Here is a 21218-nt window from a genome sequence, read left to right on the forward strand (position 1 = left end):
TAATGACTAAGCATATCGAATCCCCGCATCCTGCATCCGTTGAATCGCTTCATGTAAACGTTCATCAGAGATAGTGAGGGCAACTCTAAAATAACCTTCGCCTGACGCGCCATAACCAACCCCTGGGGGAACGACGATACCACATTTATCTAACAGCAAAGTAGTAAATTCAGTAGAGGTATATCCAGGCGGTACAGGAACCCAAACATAAAGAGTGGCTTTTGGTGGTTCGATAGGCCATCCTAAAGATTGCAATCCCTTAACGATGATGTCACGGCGACTTTGATAAACTGACATTACAGCTTGTAATTCTACTTCATCAGTGGCATAAGCAGCGATCGCTGCTTTTTGAATTGCTTTAAATACTCCAGAATCAACGTTCGTTTTTACTTGACTCAAGCCTTTAATAGCATAGGCATTACCAACTGCAAATCCAATCCGCCAGCCTGTCATATTATATGACTTCGATAGACTGTGAAACTCAATGGCAATATCCTTCGCACCTGGAATTTGCAGGACACTCGGTGGTTTGTAGCCATCATACGCCATTTCTGAATAAGCATGATCATGGCACAACAAAATACTGTACTGCTGACAAAGAGCTACTAATTCCTCAAAGAACTCTAATGTTGCTAAAGCCCCAGTAGGGTTGTTTGGATAATTAATCCACAACATTTTTGCTTTACGGGCAACTTCCTCAGGGATTAAATCCAAATCGGGTAAAAATTTATTTTCTGCTTTCAGAGGCATGGAGAAAGCTTCGCCCCCAGCAAAAATCGTAGAAGTTCTATATACGGGATAACCAGGGTCTGGTATTAACGTGTAGTCTCCTGCTTCCACAAAAGCTAAAAAAGTATTGTGTATAGCCTCTTTTGATCCAATAGAAGACACAACTTCAGTGTTGGGGTTTAAATCCATCACCCCAAATCGACGTTCCATCCACTCAACAGCTGCTTCTCTAAACTCTTGTGTACCTTCATAAGGTGGATAATTATGGTTAGAAGCGTCGTCAATTGCCTCACGCATCGCCTGGAGAATATGAGCAGGAGTTGGCTTATCAGGATCACCTACCCCTATATTAATAATGTCAACTCCTTTGGCAATTAGTGCTTCCCGTTTACGGTTAATTTCAGCAAACAAATAAGGAGGAATTTTTTCTAAACGTTTAGCAAACTGCATGGCAACTTGTAACTAATGCAAAAGTGGATGCTCTCTAGCACAGTTTACGCCACACTAGGTAAATAAATCACAGCAGCCCTTTGTTTATTCGCTATTAAAATTTGACTGTGATAGCGACTTTTTTTGCTACTAATTACGTATTTTTTTTACCTTAGTATTACTAATTATTACGGAATTATTTTTTCAGAGAAAAAACAACAAGGTGATGAGCAGATTTAATATCCTAACCCTAGACTAGGAACTAACTGAACACGACCAGCATCCATCTCTGCCATCAATAATTCTAGGGCTTCGTAGTCAACGTCAGAGATGTGACCCATAGCAGTCAACTCAACATTAATCTCGTTTTCGATCTCTGGAGTCAATTTTTTAATGTCCAGTGCTTTTTCTACCAACTGCCGAATTGCATATCTAGTTTTCATAGGTGTATGAACCAACTTTCGGTGATACTAAATTATCCAAGATAAAGTTAAGTATAAAATGTGATCTTGTCATGTCTATTTTAGTGATTTAGATCACACTTAAACTAAGTAGGTATTTCCTGATTTAACTCACGCTTTGACATGAAGATTTACAACGATTTCATCATTTAAATCGCTACTCAAAATATGGCTCAATAAGTAGTGTTTACGAATAAGTCAAGCTTCGTAGCACAAATTTTAGTGATTGCTTTCGTTGGGTATCCTTACTATTGTTGATTTTTTTGGAACCCTCATGAAAAAAAAGTATATATGAACACATTTCCCTAGTAAGTTATGACAATCTTTAAACAGACCTGTAACAAACATAAAGATTCAGCAAAGAGAGTTAGGACGTATGGTCGATGCCAAGGCAAAAAGTTTATGTTCAAATAAATTCAAGCTCCACAATTCAGTAACTCTAATTAGGATTTCATATGCAAGCAGTACTGAAGTGTCCGAAAATTCAGGTAATCCGTCCTCATGGCTGCCTGAATGCAACTAATGCTTTGGAATTTGAACAGGAATTAACTAAAACGCTGGCAAAGGAGGACATATCAAGCTTGTGGGTGGATTTAGCAGATGTTGAATCCTTAGACAGTTCTGGACTGATGGCTTTAGTATCTGCACTGAAAATAGCTCAGAACCTGGGTAAGGGTTTTCAGCTTTACTCTGTTTCCCCGGCAATCAAGATTATTTTTGAGTTAACCCAACTCAATGAAATTTTTGAAATCTTTGAACACGAAGCAGACTTGGTAGTAAGGCAATTATATTAAAACAGTCCATAAATATTAACAAATAACCTGGTTTAGCACTGCTTAGTGTAACGGAGTTCTAAGTTGCTACCCCAAAACCTGTTGAAAGAGCTAATCAATGCTAATGTTGGAGGTGAGTAGCTGTAATTAAAGTAGCTCGAAGTTAGCACAGTGGCTGTCGCATTTGAAAGTTTAATCACACCGGATATCTTAAAACCAGCGCGTTACTTGGGTAACGAACGTCTGGCAGTACACAAACCTTGGAAGACCGCCGTCATACGCTGGGTGTTAACCTACCCGGAAGTCTATGAGGTCGGAGCATCCAACTTAGGGCATATCATTCTGTATAACATCTTGAATGCCCAACCAAGACAATTATGCGATCGCGCTTACCTACCAGGGAAAGACTTAGCAGCAAAACTCAGGGCTACAAATACACCCTTGTTTGCTGTCGAGTCCAAGCGATCGCTAAGTGAATTTGATATTTTAGGTTTTAGTCTTAGTTATGAATTAGGAGCCACCAACATTTTGGAAATGTTGGATTTGGCAGGGATTCCTCTTACTTGGCAAGAACGCTCACAAGGCAATTACCCTCTGATTTTTGCTGGTGGACAAACAGCAACATCAAACCCGGAACCATACGCCGACTTTTTTGACTTTTTCGCCTTAGGAGATGGGGAAGAACTCTTACCCGAAATTGGTTTGGTATTAGAAGAAGGTAAACAAGCAGGATTGAGTAGAGAAAATCTCCTCCTCGATTTGGCACAAATACCAGGCGTGTACGTGCCGCAATTTTATCAGATGACAGCAGGTGGAGCAGTGGAGCCTCTACGCCCAGATGTACCAAAACGCGTCTTGCGGCGAGTAGCAACTCCCATACCCGCTTATTCTATTGGGCTAGTACCCTACGTAGAAACCGTACACGATCGCTTGACAATAGAAATTCGCCGTGGATGTACTCGTGGCTGTCGCTTTTGTCAGCCGGGAATGCTAACCCGACCGGCTAGGGATGTAGAGCCGGAGAAAGTAGTGGACGCAATAGAGCAGGGAATGAGGGCAACTGGTTATAATGAATTTTCTTTGTTGTCCCTGAGTTGTTCTGATTATTTGTCCCTACCAGCCGTGGGGATGGAGATTAAAAATCGGTTAAGAAATGAAAATATTTCCTTGTCTCTCCCCAGTCAACGAGTAGATAGATTTGATGAAAACATTGCCAATATCCTGGGCGGTACACGGCAAGGCGGACTAACCTTTGCCCCAGAAGCCGGAACCCAAAGAATGCGGGATATTGTCAATAAGGGTTTAACCAACGAAGAATTATTAAGAGGTGTAAAAACAGCCTGGGAACAAGGCTGGGATAAAATCAAGTTGTATTTCATGATTGGCTTACCGGGAGAAACCGATGCGGATGTTTTCGGGATTGCAGAAACGGTAAGTTGGCTACAGCGAGAATGTAGGGAAAGAGGCAGAAGACCCCTCAACTTCAACATTACAATTTCTAACTTCACACCCAAACCCCATACGCCATTTCAGTGGCACTCTGTGGCGACTGCGGAATTTAAACGCAAACAAGGCCTGTTGCGGCAAGCATTCCGCCAGCTACGAGGAGTAAAGGTAAACTTCACCGATGTCCGCATTTCAGCAATGGAAGACTTTATCGGTAGAGGTGATCGCTCTTTAGGTAAAGTAGTGCGTAGGGCGTGGGAATTAGGTGCAGGCATGGATTCCTGGTATGAAGGGCTAGATCAAGCTTTCGCTGCTTGGAGTCAGGCGATCGCCCAAGCCGGTCTAGATTGGAAATACCGCTTAGTAGAGAATGGTGAGTGGAATCTGTTTTATGCAGACGCTCTGGAAGGTGAAGAAGTAGAGGAAGATGAGGGAAAATCAAATCTCACTCAGTACTCCCTAGACTCTCCCCTCCCCTGGGATCATATAGATACAGGAATTGACAGAAAGTGGTTGCAAGAGGACTTAAAACGCGCTCTAGAAGCCGCAATTGTTCCAGACTGCTCATTTGAAGGTTGTTCTCACTGTGGTGTTTGTGGCACTGATTTTGGTCACAACATTGTGATCGAGCCACCGCCAATTCCTGAATTTGCCGGTGAGTTTGTTCCCAACACCACTAAGTCACAACGACTACGAGTTTGGTTCGGTAAACAAGGTGACATGGCTTTAGTCAGCCATTTGGATCTAATGCGTCTACTAGATCGGGTCATCAGAAGAGCAAGTCTACCAGTTGCTTATACTGGAGGATTTCATCCCAATCCCCGGATTGTTGCAGCTAGTGCCTTAGCCTTGGGAGCTACTAGCAGTGGTGAAATCGTGGATTTCGAATTAACTCAATTAGTAGAAGCAGATGCTTTTGTGCGGAAACTAGTTGATGAACTGCCACCAGATATACCAATCTATCGTGTGGAACAGATAGATTTAAAATCCCCATCTGCTAACCAAGTATTAGATAGGGCAGAATATGTAATTACGGTGGCAGCCTCAAGGCAGGTGAATGCTACACAATGGCAAAACTGGATCGATATGATTTTGGCAAAAGACGAAGTTTTGTCCGAACAGACAACCAAATCTGGGAAAAGCCATTTAGTAAATCTGCGCTCACGTTTGTTTGAGTTGGAATTAGTTAAAACCCACGAGAGCGAAATTGAACCTACAGCCGTTTTGCGTTATGTAGGTAGCTGTCGCCCCGACGGTGTACTGTTGCGCCCCGAACAAACTCTATCTATGCTAGAAATAGTAGCGAGTAAAGAAGAATTTCATCTTCTACATATCCATCGCAATCAACTAATTTTAGCTGTATAATCTCTGAAGGGTAACTTGCTAGTAGTTACTCTACTGTGGTACATCGTGGGAATTGATTTTTAGCAAGGTTGCGTTAGAATGGGGTGAAGAGAAATTTTCTGGCGCTGCATAGAAGAAGCTAGTTCACTATTACCCTGATCATCAGGGAGCGAAATTAAAGGTATTAGAGTGAAAATTCTAGGATTTTATCCCAGAGAAACTAAGGCAGATTAAAGAACTCTCTCTTTATAGCTATCGTGTGAACTAGTGATTAACAGCAGGCTCCGTCGCTTCTCTACCACCATGCTTTTAAAACAACTGCTGAATGCCTAATCCCTAGATGGTGAAGGTATCACATCAGAAATCAACCACGGACGGTTGATTTATTTGCTTAGACAATATGCAGCCGTTCTGGAATAATCAGGCGTATCGACGCAATTCCCCAGTCAATAGCTTTTTATTTTGAAGCTCAACTTCACAATTTTTATTACCAGCAGTGTCTTTGGAGGCTGGCAGGGGCGAGAGGGATAACAAACCTCCAAGCCTGTTGATACTGCCGATTTTTGAGGAAATTGAATGCCAAAACAAATTATTATCGCGGAGCAGCATCAAATAGCTGCTGTGTTTTCGGAAGACCAAATACAAGAACTCGTTGTAGCCACAGGCCATCATCAAATCGGTGACATCTACTTAGGTGTAGTAGAAAATGTATTACCAGGTATTGATGCAGCCTTTGTCAACATTGGAGACCCAGAACGTAATGGTTTTATTCATGTAACTGACTTAGGCCCTTTACGACTCAAAAGAACAGCAGCAGCAATTACGGAATTATTAGCACCACAACAAAAAGTTCTGGTGCAGGTAATGAAAGAGCCAACGGGAACAAAAGGCCCAAGGCTCACAGGTAATATCACTCTGCCTGGACGTTATGTGGTACTGATGCCCTATGGTAGGGGTGTAAATTTATCGAGGCGGATTAAGAGTGAGAGTGAACGTAACCGCTTACGGGCATTAGCAATTTTAATTAAACCTGCCGGCATGGGTTTGCTGGTGCGTACAGAGGCAGAAGGCAAGCCAGAAGAAGCAATCATCGAAGATTTGGAAGTTCTGCAAAAGCAATGGGAAGCCATTCAGCAAGAAGCCCAGTCTACCCGTGCGCCAGCACTCCTGAATCGGGACGATGACTTTATCCAGCGCGTACTACGTGATATGTATGGCGCGGATGTGAATCGGATTGTCGTCGATTCCAGTACTGGTTTGAAACGAGTCAAGCAGTACTTGCAGAACTGGAGTGGCGGTCAGACACCCCAAGGATTGCTGATTGACCATCACCGAGATCGCTCCCCAATTTTAGAATATTTCCGGATCAATGCCGCAATTCGAGAAGCCCTTAAACCAAGAGTAGACCTTCCTTCTGGCAGCTATATTATTATTGAACCAACAGAAGCGTTAACAGTAATAGATGTTAACTCTGGTTCCTTTACGCGATCGGCCACAGCTAGAGAAACCGTTTTGTGGACCAACTGTGAAGCAGCAACAGAAATTGCTCGCCAGCTACGTCTGCGGAATATCGCTGGGGTAATCGTCGTTGATTTCATTGATATGGAATCACGTCGTGACCAATTACAAGTTCTTGAACACTTTAATAAAGCCCTGCGCGCAGACAAAGCTCGTCCGCAAATCGCCCAGCTCACAGAGTTAGGTTTAGTAGAACTGACTCGCAAACGGCAAGGGCAAAATATTTATGAATTGTTTGGTGATACTTGCCCCGCCTGCGGTGGTTTAGGACATACAGTCCGCTTACCCGGAGAAACGGAGAATCGCTTACCCACTCCAGCAGCAGAAGTTCCCGAACGTTTTGTATCTCTGCCTACACGAGAGCCTCGTTTACCAACTGCACGCACCACCGAACCACGAGAAACCTACGATGGATTTGGTGAAGCATTTGAAAACGACTCCGACTTGGGTGCTTTAAATTTAATTAATCATCCTAGCTATCAAGAACTGAACGATAACAATAAACGTCGCGCCCGTACCCGTCGCAGTCGGATTGGCATCAATGGTACAAATGGCAAAGATGAACAAAGAATTACTGCCAACCCACTAGCTTTTATCAGTGAGTCAGATTTAGACCTTGATGGAGATGTAGAATTAAGCGCTCCACCAGAGTTACCCACACCTAACCTGGGCAAATCAGGCTGGATTGAAAGAGCAGAACGGACTAAAGTCATTAAAACAGAGCCAGTTAAGCCAGTGGTAGAACCACCGGAGATTAGGACTGTAGAAATGACTCCAGAAGAACAAGATATTTTTGCTCTCATGGGGATTTCTCCGCTAATTAAATTAGAGCAGGAGGTGAAAAATCCTAAATCCGTCATTATTAACATTGTTCAACCGGGACAAACACCAACTATACCGACTGAAATAACTCCGGAGCCTGTCGCTAAAGTAACACCAAGTGTTGAAGTGAATACACCAAAGGTAAAGTTGGAATCTAAGTCTGTGTCGGTAGCTGCAACCGAACCCATAAAGTTGACAGAAACGATGGAAGAATCTGAAGTGAATGCCGCTAGCACTGCTAACCGTCGTCGTCGTCGTCGTTCTTCCGCGTCCGACTCAGATACGGGGGAGGACAGTTAAGACCAATTCTGCGAAGCAGAGCCACAGATTTAAACTAGAATTTCAGACATTTTTTAGCTGCATATTAGCGCGTCTATCCATAGTGCATTAATAAACTATAGAGGTACAGAGCATACGGAGATAGTGAAAGATATTTATGCACCAGATGACAGTAGACGCGCTACTATTTCCTGAGTTCTCTAAGGGAGTACCTGTAGTGTATTTTTTAGTTTGTTTTCATGGGAAGACACACACCTAACCGTGAGATATTGTGTATTAGTGTAAGCTTTGATGATGCTAAAGAAAGAGCAAACTACTAATAATCTAAAGTTGCCAATATCCCTAAACGCAAGTGGTTGGTTGGAGTCTTCCCCTGATTGGTCGAATATTTCAGGACTGGTAGCAGGAGTCGATGAAGTAGGTCGGGGCGCTCTCTTTGGGCCTGTAGTGGCAGCATCTGTCATATTACCAGCTAGCGCTTTTCCTCACCTGATGACAGCCGAAATTAAAGATAGCAAGAAACTATCTCATTCTCGCAGAGTCCAGCTAGCGCAGCAAATTTCTACCCTAGCTATAGACTGGAGAATTGGTTATGCGACAACGGCTGAAATTGACCGAATTAATATTTTGCAGGCAACACTGTTAGCCATGAAACGGTCTGTAAAAAAGCTAAAATTACAGCCCATCCTCTGCTTGATAGATGGTAATCAACCAGTGCAAGACTTGTTAATGTTACAACAAACTATTGTTAAGGGAGATGAGCGATCGCTCAATATTGCCGCCGCCAGCATCATGGCTAAAGTTTGGCGTGACGATTTGATACAGCGTCTGGCAACTAAATATCCAATGTATGACTTAAAGAGTAACAAGGGCTATGGTAGCAAAAAGCATTTGTTAGCCCTGGCACAACACGGGGCTTCACCCTTACATCGTCAGTCGTTCCGCCCTTGTCAAATATCACCTGACTAGTTAATTCGTAATTAAACTGTTCTTTTCTTTCAACAGAAAAGAAGTAGCATTTGTTTTCTGCTACAGAAAAATGAACATATTACTCTATATTGAAAATTGGCAATTGAGGATCATTGTTAGCTAAAGCTTGTTCTTGAGTTTGGGAAATTACCCATTGACGATAGTCCACTAATAGTTGGTGCAACAATCTTTGCTTTACTGTCAATAAGACACTTTTGAGTAAACCATTACCAGTAGTCTCTAAAATCGGTCTGGGTGTTAGAGAAAAAGGAGGTGGTAAATCTACCTGCACTTGTAAATCAGCCCTACCTTCTAGGCGAGTAGCACTATTTAATTGATATGGCGATAAATACCCTCTTAGATTGAGGGAGAAGCGCTGGTTAATGTACTCAAAACCAAGAATTTCGCAACCTACTGAACGCAGATAAATTGTTCCGTTAGATTCTGCCCAAACTCTCATATCTACAGTAGGTTGAATACTCAAGGACATGAAATTTAAAGGGCGCATTTTCAGACGAAATATTTCCTCAGAAAGTTGCTGAATACGCCTTTGATCTACCAAAGCATTAACTAGACGTTGGGGCTGACGCAAGTAGTGCTGAATAGGAATAGGCTGCTGCGGTACAGCAATTTCTACCGATTGTGAGGCAGTGAACTTGGTAGCCATGAGTTACGGGAAGTAATTGTTTTAATATTGTTATTATTAATTAGTTTATGACTCGATAGATTTTATTATGGAAAAAACTATTCAATCAAAGTAGTTGATGGGCTAAATGCCACTTAGTTATAATTCATTTTTATAGTTAGGATGCTTAAATGAAAAGCATTTATGGTTCGTAAGTATATAGATTATAGCTCATATCTTTATCAATAAAGATACCGTTGACCTAGATATTCCAGAATTTAATTCATAGTTTTGATATTCATTATTTGCAAGACAATGCGCCCCCACCTATTGATTTAGATATGATAGGACGACAATGCACTTCTACAACCTATACCGTCACTTGATTTTTGGTTCATAGTTAGTTGCTGACAGTCATATTCTATTTGTACTTATGATAAAGTCTATACACCAAATATATAACTATAGGTAAAAACATAATGACATTGTCTGTTGCTCATTTAGGGCCACCTGGCACTTATGCAGAACAAGCTACTATTTTTTATGTAAAATGGCTGACTCATAATACTGGACTCGAAGCTGTTTTACATCCCTATTCCAGCATTGCTCAATCCCTCCAAGCTCTAGCTCAAGGAGAAACTCAATTAGCTGTTGTGCCTGTAGAAAATTCTATTGAAGGCAGTGTCACCATGACAATGGATACAATGTGGCAGATGGATAGTTTGCAAATTCAATCAGCTTTAGTCTTGCCTATTGCTCATGCTTTAATTTCTTGTGCAAATAGTTTAGCTGGGATAAAAACTGTTTATTCTCATCCCCAGGCCTTAGCCCAGTGTCAAGGGTGGCTGAGAGAATTTCTTCCTGATGTCCAACTGATTCCTAGTAATTCAACAACTGAGGCGCTGGAAAAACTAGAGCAAGATTTAGCAGTAGGGGCGATCGCTTCTAGTAGATCTGCTGAACTTTATAATTTGCCCATACTAGCTAGTCGCATTAACGACTATCCAGAAAATTGTACTCGGTTTTGGGCAATCAGTCACGCAGAATCTGGTATTACGCACCAATTACCTTTACAAAAACTCACTCACACTTCTATCGCTTTTAGTGTACCTGCCAACGTACCTGGTGCATTGCTCAAAACACTACAAGTTTTTGCCCACTTGGATATTAACTTGAGTCGAATTGAGTCTCGTCCGACAAAGCGATCGCTCGGTGAATATTTATTTTTTATTGATTTGGAAGCTGATGTCAATACACCACAGATGAAATCTGCTTTGGTTGAATTAACTACTTACACAGAAGTCTTAAAAATTTTTGGTAGTTACAGTGTAATTTCGGCTAACAATCAATAGTAATTATTACTGCATTATTGCTCAACTTCACGACATCAACTTATAGCTTTGGATTAAATGTATCTTTCAAAACAGAACGAGCTGCCAAGTGATTGCGAGTGGTTGTTAAAATTTCCGCTTCTCGTTCTAGGCGAGCAGCAGTATCTTGCATTTCCAGTAATGATTGCTGCTCTCCAGCTACCCCATATAAGTTGCTGGCGACCCAGTAAGATAATTCTGTGGGTAAATCTGGCAGTTCTTCAGGAATCTCTATATTTTGTTCTGTAATTTTGGCTGAAAGACGAACAACATCACGCAGCAGTTGCTCTACATCTGTTGCCAAAGGGCGCAAATCCTTTGCTGGTGGATGGTCTTCTAACCATTCCACTAAACCGACACGGTAGGGTTTTTCCCGCACATATTCTAAGACACGGAATCTTTGTTGTCCCAAAGTCAACATTTTCATGCGGTCATCTGGTAGACGCTGATAGTGAATAATTTCTGCACAGCAACCTACATTTGCAATTGTGCCTTTTACTGGGTCAACCATCAAGACACCAAACCTGCGATCGCTTTCCAAAATCGTGTTCATCATGATTCGGTAGCGGAATTCAAATATATGCAGGGGCAATGGTCTGGTAGGAAACAGAACTACTTCGGGTAACGGGAACAGAGGTAGTTCGCGGACGGCAATTCTAGAAGAAGATGTCATTTTTACCTGAGTATAAATTTAATCTTTAAAATTTCTCTTTCTCTGCTTTTCCCGTATTTTCTTTACATTCTATCATTTGTTTTCTGGCTAAATAAAATGCCCTGAAAAATTTATTTCAGGGCAGAGTAAATATTTTTACTAATGTCAGTTCCTAGCGGTTACTAGTCCTTGGCAAACAAATAACTATTGACTACTGACTAATTAAAGCTTTACTTCAATATCTACGCCTGATGGTAAATCCAGTTTCATTAGCGCATCGATGGTTTTAGATGAAGGCTGGTAAATGTCAATAATCCGGCGGTGAGTACGGGTTTCAAAATGTTCACGGGAATCTTTATCTACGTGTGGCGATCTCAGGACGCAGTAGATCTTCCGTTTTGTGGGTAAGGGAATTGGGCCTATGGCTGTAGCGTTAGTACGGTTAGCTGTGTCAACTATCTTCTCGCAAGATGTATCTAATAAACGACGGTCAAAAGCTTGTAAACGAATTCTAATCTTCTGCTGCTGTAGAGTTGCCATCTTAAATTTTCCAGGTTCTGATGAATCGAGGGATTGGGGGTTGGAGATTGGGGGTTGGGGATTGGGACACTTAGACAAAAATCACTGTTTGTCCTTCTTGTCTTTTCCTAATACCTAATCCCCAGTACCTTATGTAAGTTCAGATAAAAGAGCAGAGAAGCTTTCGGCATCTCTGCTCTTATTTATTAGGTTAAAAAGGTGCTACTTGACGATTTTGGAAACGACACCAGCACCGATGGTGCGGCCACCTTCACGAATAGCGAAGCGCATCCCTTGCTCGATCGCAATTGGGTTGATTAATTCAACAGTGACTTTGATGCGATCGCCTGGCATTACCATTTCTACAGTTTCACCTTCATCAGAAGTAAAGGCTTTAATGGTACCTGTTACATCAGTTGTCCGCACATAGAATTGAGGACGGTAGCCAGCGAAGAAGGGAGTTTTACGACCACCTTCTTTTTCCGTGAGAACGTAAACTTCGCCTTCAAATTGGGTGTGAGGAGTGATGGAACCAGGTTTGGCTAACACCATACCACGTTCAATATCCGCCTTTTGGATACCGCGTAGCAGTACACCAGCGTTGTCTCCAGCCATACCTTCATCGAGACTCTTCTTAAACATCTCGATCCCGGTAACGGTTGTGTTGCGGGTATCTCTAATACCTACTAGTTCTACAACATCACCAACTTTGACTTTACCGCGTTCGATCCGACCGGTAGCAACAGTACCACGACCAGTGATAGAGAACACGTCTTCTACCGCCATCAAGAATGGTTTATCTATATCCCGCTCTGGATCGGGAATATAAGAATCTACAGCATCCATCAATTCGTAGATTTTATCTACCCAAGGATTTTCTCCGCGTTGGGTCTTAGGATTCTTGGTCATAACTTCGAGAGCTTGCAACCCCGAACCTCTGACGATGGGAATATCATCACCATCGAATTCGTACTCGGTCAACAGTTCTCTTAATTCCAGTTCTACTAGTTCTAGTAGTTCAGCGTCTTCCATCATGTCTTCTTTATTTAAGAAGACTACTAGCTTAGGAACGCCTACCTGTTTTGCTAGCAGGATGTGTTCACGAGTTTGAGGCATAGGACCGTCGGTAGCAGCAACTACGAGAATTGCTCCATCCATCTGAGCCGCACCTGTGATCATATTCTTCACATAGTCAGCGTGACCCGGACAGTCTACGTGAGCGTAGTGACGGTTAGCGGTCTCATATTCAACGTGGGCTGTGTTAATGGTGATACCCCGCGCCTTTTCTTCTGGTGCGTTGTCGATTTGATCGTAGCCTTTAGCGACCGCTTGACCAAGGGCTGCCAAGGTCATGGTGATTGCTGCCGTTAAGGTTGTTTTACCGTGGTCAACGTGGCCAATCGTACCGATATTTACGTGGGGTTTCGTTCTTTCAAACTTTGCGCGTGCCATGAATCCTCGTTTCCTTTTTTAATTAAGCGTTCCCTTTGCTTTTTGCAATGATAGTTTCAGCTACGCTGCGAGGCACCTCTTCGTAGTGGCTGAACTCCATCGTAAAGATACCCCGACCTTGGGTTTTCGACCGGATATCAGTGGCGTAGCCGAACATAGTCGCTAGTGGAACTTTTGATGCCACTTTAGCGAGTCCCTGTTCAGTGCTTTGGCTTTCTATCTGTCCCCGACGGGAGATGAGGTCGCCAATGACGTTCCCAATATAGTCTTCAGGAACTTCCACTTCGACTTTCATCATAGGCTCTAACAGTACTGGTGAAGCTTTAAGCACAGCTTCTTTCAGCGCCATTGATCCAGCAATTTTGAAAGCCATTTCCGAAGAGTCTACATCGTGGTAAGAGCCATGAACTAGCGTTGCTTTCACGTCAATTAGTGGATATCCAGCTAAAATACCAGATTCACAGCTTTCTTTCATACCTTGCTCGGCAGGGCCTATGTACTCTTTAGGTACTACACCACCGACAATTTTAGAGACGAATTCAAAGCCAGTACCGGGTTCTCCTGGTTCCAAATTGATCACAACGTGACCATATTGACCTTTACCACCACTTTGACGGATGAACTTACCTTCCACGTTAGTAACTGGTTTACGAATCGTTTCGCGGTAAGCTACTTGTGGCGCACCAACATTGGCTTCCACTTTGAATTCACGCAACATCCGGTCTACGAGAATTTCTAGGTGGAGTTCTCCCATCCCTGCAATTACAGTTTGGTTGGTTTCTGGGTCAACGTTGACGCGGAAGGTTGGGTCTTCTTCTGAGAGAGATTGCAGAGCCTTGGATAATTTATCCATGTCGTTCTTGGTTTTGGGTTCAACCGCTACCGAGATCACAGGCTCTGGAATAAATAGGGATTCCAGAATTACTGGTGCGCCTTCATCAGTGATAGTATCACCAGTCAAGGTGTCTTTTAATCCTAGTGCAGCCCCCAAATCACCTGCACGTAGTTCTTCTACGTCTTGCCGGTCATCTGCTTTCATAAGAACTAAACGGGAGATCCGTTCTTTTTTGTTCTTGGTAGCATTTAATACGTAGCTACCTTTTTTCAGAACGCCAGAATAAACGCGAACAAAGGTGAGGCGACCATAAGGGTCAGCCATAATCTTGAAGGCCAGAGCTGCTAACGGTTCGTTATCGTCAGCCCGACGCTCTATAGCATCGCCGTTGGGAAGTGTACCTTGTATGGGGGGTACTTCTGTGGGTGCGGGTAGGTAATCTACCACTGCATCCAGCATTAACTGCACACCTTTGTTTTTAAAAGCGGAACCACAAAGCACGGGTACGATTGTACCGGCAATTGTACCTTTCCGTAGGGCAGACCGAATTTCTTCTTCTGTCAGTGGTTCGCCATCGAAGTACTTGGACATCAGATCGTCATCGGTTTCTGCGACTGCTTCTACCAGCTTGGTGTAGTACTCTTCGACTTGATCTTGTAAGTCTGCTGGGATATCAGTTTCTTCGATATCTGTACCTTGGTCGTTGTTGTACATATATGCACGTTTCCGCACCAAGTCTACAATGCCTTTGAAGTCGTTTTCGCTACCAATAGGCAATTGGATGGCAATGGCATTTGCCCGCAAGCGATCGCGCATTTGCTCATGAACTCTGTAAAAGTTCGCTCCTGTACGATCCATCTTGTTGATGAAGGCAATCCGAGGTACTTTGTAACGGTCTGCTTGCCGCCACACAGTTTCTGATTGGGGTTGTACACCACCCACGGAACAAAATACCGCAATTACACCATCTAACACCCGCATGGAGCGTTCAACTTCAATTGTGAAGTCTACGTGACCTGGAGTATCGATAATGTTAATTTGATAATCTTTCCAACTGGTACTAATTGCCGCAGCAGTGATGGTAATTCCCCGCTCCCGCTCTTGATCCATCCAGTCGGTTACAGCAGTTCCTTCGTGAACCTCACCAATTTTATGAATTATTCCAGAGTAAAATAATATTCTCTCTGTTGTCGTGGTTTTGCCCGCATCTATATGCGCCGCAATACCGATATTGCGTACTTTCTCTAGCGGGTTTATACGTGCCACAATAACCTCCTATAGTTTTTGCCTCATGATATCTTGTATATTACTCTTTGTTAAGATTCTATACTTTTAGGGAAAACCGACTGGTGTACGGTAATTCCGCGATATACCGCTTTTTGATGCACGATATACCGCTTTTGTACTTAGTAACGATAGTGTGCAAATGCTTTGTTTGCTTCCGCCATCCGGTGTGTTTCTTCCCGTTTGCGAATCGCGTTCCCGCTTTCATTGGCAGCATCTAGTAGCTCATTAGCCAACCTGCTGGCCATTGTCCGTCCGGGTCTACTTCTAGAAAATTGTACCAGCCAACGTAGTGCTAGGGTAGTACCACGTTCTGTACGCACTTCCATCGGTACTTGGTAGGTTGCGCCACCGACACGGCGCGCTTTTACTTCTACTAAAGGTGTTGCGTTCCGCACTGCTCTTTCAAAAACTTCTAAAGCATTGTTACCAGTGCGTTCTTCAATTGTTTTCAACGCATCATAAACAATGCGTGCAGCTAGTGATTTCTTTCCATGACGCATAATCCGCCGGATGATCATACTCACCAGGCGACTGTTATATACAGAGTCAGGCGGGACTGGCCGCCTTTGAATAACACCACGACGAGACATACTTTACCTTTAATTCGGATTTGGCAACGAAATTATATGCTATCAGACAGCGTATTCTCTGAGTGCTAGAGCAACTCATAATTCCGCATTTTGGCTCTACGGTTGCAGCAAACCCAATTTAAGAGACTTGCTGACTTGAAAAAGTTCCGAGGGCTGAGTGGTGCGTAAACACTAGTCTCTAACCTCTTGTTCTGTCCTTTTTCATCCATCCTGATTTACTCAGTTCATGATGGCTACTTCAATTTAGTAGACAAACAAACAGCATTATTAATACCGAAATATTTATGATTAAATGCTGTTGTCGTTTACAGGGCTTTTTATCATGCCTACACTTGCTCGCTGAGTGCAGGTGGCGGTAGAGGCTAGAGCAGATTTTCAGAAACAGATTATTTATTCTGTGAATCAATTACTGTTTCAGAACAAGCATTGATTCTTTTACCTGAATTTAGGAGCTTTTGATGAAGCGACTAATCGTAATCAAACACGATTAATCGCCTGATTTATTTTTTCGCTTCTTTCGGGCGCTTAGTTCCATATTTGGAACGACCTTGTTTGCGGTCTTTAACTCCGGCTGTATCCAAGGTTCCCCGGATGATGTGGTATCTTACACCTGGTAAGTCCTTCACCCGTCCGCCACGAATCATTACAACTGAGTGTTCTTGTAAATTGTGACCAATCCCTGGGATGTAAGCAGTAACTTCAAATCCCGATGTAAGTCTGACCCGTGCTACTTTCCGTAGAGCCGAGTTAGGCTTTTTAGGTGTAGTTGTGTATACTCTGGTGCAAACACCCCGACGTTGAGGGCATTGCTTCAGAGCAGGGGACTTAGTTTTCTGACGCGCTTTTTCGCGTTCAGTGCGTATTAATTGCTGTATTGTTGGCATGAGTCACAGCGCGTGAAGCTGCTTATAGGTCTAAGTTTTAACAAATCCTGATTATATCTTTTTTTGTTGTTTTATGTCAAACTTCCATATTATTCGTTAAACATTAGATGGTGCAGTGGTAGAGAAGGAATTACCACAGCCACAGGTAACGATCGCTTGGGGGTTTTGGAAGCGAAATGCACCACCCATAAGATCCTCTGAATAATCTATGGCTAAACCATTGATGTAATTATAGCTGGCATTATCGATTACTACTTGAATATTATTGATGTCGAAGATGCGATCGCCTTCTTTTATTTTTTCATCGAAAGACATCTCGTAAAACCAATCATAACAGCCACCTGGTTTAGCGGTGAGTCTAAATAAGGACGTGGAATGCTGCTTTGCTTTTAAGCGATTGATTTCACTGGCTGCGGCTTGGCTCAAATGAATCATATACTAGTTTGGGCAAGTGAAGACACCATCTTTTAGTATTACAGATGGGTTGCCAAAAGAATTTACTTGTCAGCGAAAAGGCAAGAAAGCAGGGTAAAGTCCAACAGATGATATCTTAATATTAATTCTCTGCGCTTCTGTGCCTTGGTGCTGGAAACGCTTTTAAACACAGAGGCACAAAGAAAAGTTAGTATTTAAGTTATTAGACGGAGATAGTTTGCCAATAGTCTTTAATTAGATGTCCGAGAGTAGTCATCTTGGTAGCGAATAATATCATCTTCACCTAAATATTCACCATTCTGTACTTCAATGAGTACTAAGGGAATTACGCCAGGATTCTCCAGACGGTGAGCAGTACATTGGGGTACGTAGGTAGACTGATTATTACCTAATAAGATTTCTTTTTCACCACATACTACTCTGGCTGTACCAGAGACAACAATCCAGTGTTCACTACGGTGATGGTGCATTTGTAGGCTGAGGCGATGTCCAGGTTTCACCTCAATCCGCTTGATTTTGTATCCACGTCCTTCTTCCAGTACTGTAAAAGAACCCCAAGGACGCAACTCAGTTGCAGCAACACCACGGCTAGTAATGGTAGTAGGTAGGGGTAAAGTGTGAGTTTTTGTTGTGGTTTCTTGAGTTTGAGCCATAGTTACCTCATTTGCAGACAAAACAAACTATCATTACTTCTGAATAATTGATGGAAAATTTAGAGGGATTTTACAACCGTGAAATCAGGAATTTTTCAGCACCTTGCTAAACATAGCAAAGTGAAACTGGGTAGGGTACAGAATGTTAGTTGAAACTCTAGGTTTATATCAATTCTTCATCAAGTAGAACATCCGCTTATTCTCAGCTTTAAATTTGAAAACTGGCGATGAGGATGAGTTATGAAGGTTTCGACTCAGTAAGTCGGTGGGAAAAACACAGCTATCTTAAGAAAGAGAAACTAGGCTAAAACCCTCTTTTCTCCTGCACAACCCTAATCATCAATATTCACATCCACCTACTTACTTATCTAAACTATCTGCCTAGACCCCTATTTTGGTCGGAGAAAAATCCCGATGCCGTTGTGGACGCGGGCGGCGGTGTTAGGATAGCGATCTAAGAGTTGCCCACTTAGATACAGGCTAGTTGAGCTACCACCGTCTAGGTTGAGGGCGTTTACACAGCCTAACAGTTTCATCAGTTGAGCGTGTTCTGCTAGGTTTGGGCCTGGGCCGCCTGCACGGTTATGGACTGCGGCAATCAATAAGGTATTATTTGCGGTAGTGCAGATGCCACTACGAACAGCCCTTTCAGCAATAAAAGCGTTACTAAATTGTTCGCTTTTGGCATCGAGGACGATTTGACTATTTTGGAGGAGTAAGGGGCCGGCTCCAATGATGTGGGGGTAACGGTTGAACTCACCAGGTGTAGTGGCGCTGGTAATCTGCACATCAGTACCGACGGGGAGTTGTGATGCTACCGTGGTGGCATTGCCACGTAATGTAAGTAAGTAGCCATTGTTAGGGATAGGAAAGTTAGTTTGACCTGCTTTATTCCCTGGAAACTGATTGGTAATTTTGTTGTTTTGGACTATGACAATTCGTTCATTGTCAGTTAAGGGAGTGTACATCTTGCCCCAGGCTGGTGTATAACGAGCTATACCGTTCTGGACATAGCCACTGTTAAGGGCTAAGATTGGTACTCGCAAATTACTAGATGTCGCTAAAGTCTCTTGTAAGCTGAGACGACCAAAGTAAAATTGTCCGGCATCGTTCCAAGCGATCGCACCTCTATTTAAGATAGGGCTAGATAACCACTGATTATTCTGACGAATTGCGCCTAAGGGATAGCGGTTATTGCGGTTAAAATATCCCCCGTTAATTGCACCTACTGCAAAGTAGCGTTGGGCCGTTTGCAATATGGGTGCCGTGCCTACTAAAGTATCTGGGTTGGTGACAATTGGTTTTAAAGTTAGTCCGATAGTCCTGGGGTTGACTTCCAAGAGGACGACAGGGAAACGATTTGTACCTAAATTGACAAACTGTTGTCGCCAGCGCAGTCCTGTTGCCCAGGTTATATCTCTTGGTTCCAAAGGGTCAGGACGCAAGTCGATAATTAGGCGATCGGGGTTATTGATGGTGCTAACCTTAGGAGATAAAGCCAAGGGAACCCTGAGACGAATTAGGGTTTGGTTATTCACCACCTCTACTTTTGTGATTAATGGTTCAGGTGTCGGTAATTGTTTGAGTAAATTTGGATCAGATGCAGGTGGCGGCGCTATTGGTAAAGGTGTGTAGCGCTGAATTAAACCCTCATCAGCTATGCCTTCTAGGACGATTGTCCACTCTCTATGGGTAGACGCGGGAGGCTTGGCATCGGGTGTATTGGGGTCAACTGGGGGTCTGATTGGTTGCCCTTGTCTGACTTGCCAAGGTGTCGGGCGGTTTAAGTCCACAACAATGCGAGTTGCTGGCAAAGATGGGACAAGTGGGGTTCCTGGTCGCTGACTAGAGCGAATATTTCTTACTTGCCCTGAGGGAGTAGCGATCGCTAATGTGTTACCTTGGGGTTGGATCTGCCATCCTGCTATTTGGGCAAAATTAGTAATATCTAGATAGCGATATCCACCCTGAAGCTTCGTTGCTAAAACTAATGGCTGGGTAGTTGATGAAAACCACACAACTGGTTGTCTAGCTGGGTTGTTGCTGCTTAATAAATCTATCCCGATTAATTGCCTAAGAGCGCCGTCGCTGATCAGTATTGCTCCTGGTTGCTGCAACCAAGCTCCTGGTAAGGTGCGACCATTGAGAGAAATTTGGCTACCTGAAGATAATCTCACTGATGCCGGTGGTGTTGAACGAGGTGCAGCTTGTCCAACTTTTTGTGGCTGCTGGGCGGTAGTGGCATAGGCAGCAGTCAAACATAGTGATATTGCCGTTAGAGAGGACACAATAGCTGGCAAGAAACTGTATCTTAATGGTTTAGTAACAATATTGTGATTTTTTCGTCGGCAATAATTTGTCATTTTGTCCATAATTTACATAGTTACTTTTGAAACCTATCACCCAACGACCTAGTTAGCTAATTGTGTGGAAATCTTGAAACATAGAGAGCTAATTTAGTAATAAATATGATATGATATATGTTGGCTTCTTATCTCTTAAAGATGACAAGCTAGAATTTTGCCACAAAAGCCACTGTAACTGAATGCTTTAACTAGCATTAGTTATAACAAAACTAAAAATAAGCTACTACGCTTTTAAATTACATACTCACTTGTATGGTTTGTTGAGTACTGACGGTTAACTGTCAACTGTCAACAGCCATCACGAAAAGATGTGCAAGTTAAAGGCCTGACAGCTTAGTAGTTTTGGTTATTATATTTGGATAAGATATTAAATCCTGATACATTGTTCCTGCTGTTGCTACTTGAGTGAAGGTTACACAGTAGGGAGTGTAGTGGTAACAGCGAAAATCTCACAACAATGAAAATATTTGAGTAATTGTCAAAGGGGTATATATTGTACTACGCTGATTTTGCTGCTAAATCAGGATTATTTCTAGCCAAAGAACAGTGAAGTGTGAAGTTGATGTGCGATGGGCTATGCCCCACCTTAGGTGATTGCTAGCGCTCAAAAATACGCTTCGCTGGAAAAATTAAAACAAAGAAATTGAGAAAATATCAAGCTGGACGATATTAATTAGGGGACTGTCAAGGCACAGAGATTTTGTCTTCCATAGAATAAACACATAAAACATAACGTCAAAATTTTAACGGGGGTAGTAAAAAGCCGGAGTTAAAATTTTT

At 42.8% G+C, this 21218-nt stretch carries 17 protein-coding genes; 5 read left to right on the forward strand and 12 right to left on the reverse strand.

Going from position 1 to position 21218, the window contains the following annotated elements; all coding sequences use genetic code 11:
* Positions 1-6: 6 nt before the first annotated feature.
* Positions 7-1179 carry a pyridoxal phosphate-dependent aminotransferase gene (locus ACN222_RS21630; protein ID WP_010998465.1) on the reverse strand — a complete coding sequence of 391 codons (1173 nt, stop codon included), beginning with the start codon at positions 1177-1179 and terminating at the stop codon, positions 7-9.
* 215 nt (positions 1180-1394) lie between these two features.
* A complete protein-coding gene (locus ACN222_RS21635; protein ID WP_010998466.1) occupies positions 1395-1601 on the reverse strand; it encodes a hypothetical protein in 207 nt (68 codons plus the stop codon).
* A 473-nt stretch (positions 1602-2074) separates the two neighbouring features.
* On the opposite strand from ACN222_RS21635, the gene ACN222_RS21640 reads away from it, so the two are divergent.
* The 4 genes from ACN222_RS21640 to ACN222_RS21655 all read left to right on the forward strand — a co-directional run bounded on the left by ACN222_RS21640 (position 2075) and on the right by ACN222_RS21655 (position 8770).
* Positions 2075-2413, forward strand: a complete 339-nt coding sequence (locus ACN222_RS21640) for an STAS domain-containing protein (protein ID WP_010998467.1) — start codon at positions 2075-2077, stop codon at positions 2411-2413.
* A 150-nt stretch (positions 2414-2563) separates the two neighbouring features.
* Entirely contained in the window at positions 2564-5203 is a 2640-nt protein-coding gene (locus ACN222_RS21645; protein WP_010998468.1) for a TIGR03960 family B12-binding radical SAM protein, read from the forward strand.
* A gap of 555 nt (positions 5204-5758) precedes the next feature.
* Positions 5759-7822 carry an Rne/Rng family ribonuclease gene (locus ACN222_RS21650; RefSeq protein ID WP_419756873.1) on the forward strand — a complete coding sequence of 688 codons (2064 nt, stop codon included), beginning with the start codon at positions 5759-5761 and terminating at the stop codon, positions 7820-7822.
* 270 nt (positions 7823-8092) lie between these two features.
* Positions 8093-8770 (forward strand): ribonuclease HII, encoded by a 678-nt coding sequence (locus tag ACN222_RS21655; protein ID WP_010998470.1) that lies wholly within the window; start codon positions 8093-8095, stop codon positions 8768-8770.
* A gap of 79 nt (positions 8771-8849) precedes the next feature.
* On the opposite strand, the gene ACN222_RS21660 is transcribed toward ACN222_RS21655, so the two are convergent.
* Positions 8850-9437, reverse strand: coding sequence for a DUF1997 domain-containing protein (locus ACN222_RS21660; protein ID WP_010998471.1), 588 nt, complete (start codon positions 9435-9437; stop codon positions 8850-8852).
* A gap of 437 nt (positions 9438-9874) precedes the next feature.
* Here ACN222_RS21660 and pheA point away from each other — a divergent pair, with 437 nt between their 5' ends.
* On the forward strand, positions 9875-10747 hold the full coding sequence (pheA, locus tag ACN222_RS21665) for a prephenate dehydratase (protein WP_010998472.1): 873 nt from the start codon (positions 9875-9877) through the stop codon (positions 10745-10747).
* A gap of 40 nt (positions 10748-10787) precedes the next feature.
* Here the strand turns inward: pheA and ACN222_RS21670 are convergent, their stop codons facing one another.
* The 9 genes from ACN222_RS21670 to ACN222_RS21710 all read right to left on the reverse strand — a co-directional run bounded on the left by ACN222_RS21670 (position 10788) and on the right by ACN222_RS21710 (position 20444).
* On the reverse strand, positions 10788-11438 hold the full coding sequence (locus tag ACN222_RS21670; protein ID WP_010998473.1) for an LON peptidase substrate-binding domain-containing protein: 651 nt from the start codon (positions 11436-11438) through the stop codon (positions 10788-10790).
* Positions 11439-11639: 201 nt separating this feature from the next.
* Complete coding sequence (gene rpsJ / locus ACN222_RS21675; RefSeq protein ID WP_010998474.1) at positions 11640-11957, reverse strand: 30S ribosomal protein S10; 318 nt, start codon at positions 11955-11957, stop codon at positions 11640-11642.
* A gap of 201 nt (positions 11958-12158) precedes the next feature.
* Positions 12159-13388, reverse strand: coding sequence for an elongation factor Tu (tuf, locus tag ACN222_RS21680; protein WP_010998475.1), 1230 nt, complete (start codon positions 13386-13388; stop codon positions 12159-12161).
* A gap of 22 nt (positions 13389-13410) precedes the next feature.
* A complete protein-coding gene (gene fusA / locus ACN222_RS21685) occupies positions 13411-15489 on the reverse strand; it encodes an elongation factor G (RefSeq protein ID WP_010998476.1) in 2079 nt (692 codons plus the stop codon).
* Between the two features lie 140 nt (positions 15490-15629).
* A complete protein-coding gene (gene rpsG / locus ACN222_RS21690) occupies positions 15630-16100 on the reverse strand; it encodes a 30S ribosomal protein S7 (protein WP_010998477.1) in 471 nt (156 codons plus the stop codon).
* A gap of 500 nt (positions 16101-16600) precedes the next feature.
* On the reverse strand, positions 16601-16984 hold the full coding sequence (gene rpsL / locus ACN222_RS21695) for a 30S ribosomal protein S12 (RefSeq protein WP_006196398.1): 384 nt from the start codon (positions 16982-16984) through the stop codon (positions 16601-16603).
* Between the two features lie 96 nt (positions 16985-17080).
* Positions 17081-17419 carry a HesB/IscA family protein gene (locus tag ACN222_RS21700; RefSeq protein ID WP_010998478.1) on the reverse strand — a complete coding sequence of 113 codons (339 nt, stop codon included), beginning with the start codon at positions 17417-17419 and terminating at the stop codon, positions 17081-17083.
* A gap of 230 nt (positions 17420-17649) precedes the next feature.
* Positions 17650-18072, reverse strand: coding sequence for a phosphomannose isomerase type II C-terminal cupin domain (locus tag ACN222_RS21705; RefSeq protein WP_010998479.1), 423 nt, complete (start codon positions 18070-18072; stop codon positions 17650-17652).
* A gap of 389 nt (positions 18073-18461) precedes the next feature.
* Positions 18462-20444 carry a phosphodiester glycosidase family protein gene (locus ACN222_RS21710; protein WP_010998480.1) on the reverse strand — a complete coding sequence of 661 codons (1983 nt, stop codon included), beginning with the start codon at positions 20442-20444 and terminating at the stop codon, positions 18462-18464.
* Positions 20445-21218 lie beyond the last annotated feature (774 nt).

It is taken from the genome of Anabaena sp. FACHB-595 (genome assembly GCF_048568275.1).
GTDB lineage: Bacteria > Cyanobacteriota > Cyanobacteriia > Cyanobacteriales > Nostocaceae > Trichormus.

Excerpts from the sequence above, each read along its gene's own strand:
- pheA (WP_010998472.1), top strand. The coding sequence starts at position 9,875 with ATGACATTGTCTGTTGCTCATTTAGGGCCACCTGGCACTTATGCAGAA.
- ACN222_RS21710 (WP_010998480.1), bottom strand. The coding sequence starts at position 20,444 with ATGGACAAAATGACAAATTATTGCCGACGAAAAAATCACAATATTGTT.
- ACN222_RS21700 (WP_010998478.1), bottom strand. The coding sequence starts at position 17,419 with ATGATTCATTTGAGCCAAGCCGCAGCCAGTGAAATCAATCGCTTAAAA.
- ACN222_RS21640 (WP_010998467.1), top strand. The coding sequence starts at position 2,075 with ATGCAAGCAGTACTGAAGTGTCCGAAAATTCAGGTAATCCGTCCTCAT.
- ACN222_RS21630 (WP_010998465.1), bottom strand. The coding sequence starts at position 1,179 with ATGCAGTTTGCTAAACGTTTAGAAAAAATTCCTCCTTATTTGTTTGCT.
- rpsJ (WP_010998474.1), bottom strand. The coding sequence starts at position 11,957 with ATGGCAACTCTACAGCAGCAGAAGATTAGAATTCGTTTACAAGCTTTT.
- ACN222_RS21670 (WP_010998473.1), bottom strand. The coding sequence starts at position 11,438 with ATGACATCTTCTTCTAGAATTGCCGTCCGCGAACTACCTCTGTTCCCG.
- rpsL (WP_006196398.1), bottom strand. The coding sequence starts at position 16,984 with ATGCCAACAATACAGCAATTAATACGCACTGAACGCGAAAAAGCGCGT.
- rpsG (WP_010998477.1), bottom strand. The coding sequence starts at position 16,100 with ATGTCTCGTCGTGGTGTTATTCAAAGGCGGCCAGTCCCGCCTGACTCT.
- ACN222_RS21655 (WP_010998470.1), top strand. The coding sequence starts at position 8,093 with ATGATGCTAAAGAAAGAGCAAACTACTAATAATCTAAAGTTGCCAATA.
- ACN222_RS21635 (WP_010998466.1), bottom strand. The coding sequence starts at position 1,601 with ATGAAAACTAGATATGCAATTCGGCAGTTGGTAGAAAAAGCACTGGAC.
- tuf (WP_010998475.1), bottom strand. The coding sequence starts at position 13,388 with ATGGCACGCGCAAAGTTTGAAAGAACGAAACCCCACGTAAATATCGGT.
- ACN222_RS21660 (WP_010998471.1), bottom strand. The coding sequence starts at position 9,437 with ATGGCTACCAAGTTCACTGCCTCACAATCGGTAGAAATTGCTGTACCG.
- ACN222_RS21705 (WP_010998479.1), bottom strand. The coding sequence starts at position 18,072 with ATGGCTCAAACTCAAGAAACCACAACAAAAACTCACACTTTACCCCTA.
- ACN222_RS21650 (WP_419756873.1), top strand. The coding sequence starts at position 5,759 with ATGCCAAAACAAATTATTATCGCGGAGCAGCATCAAATAGCTGCTGTG.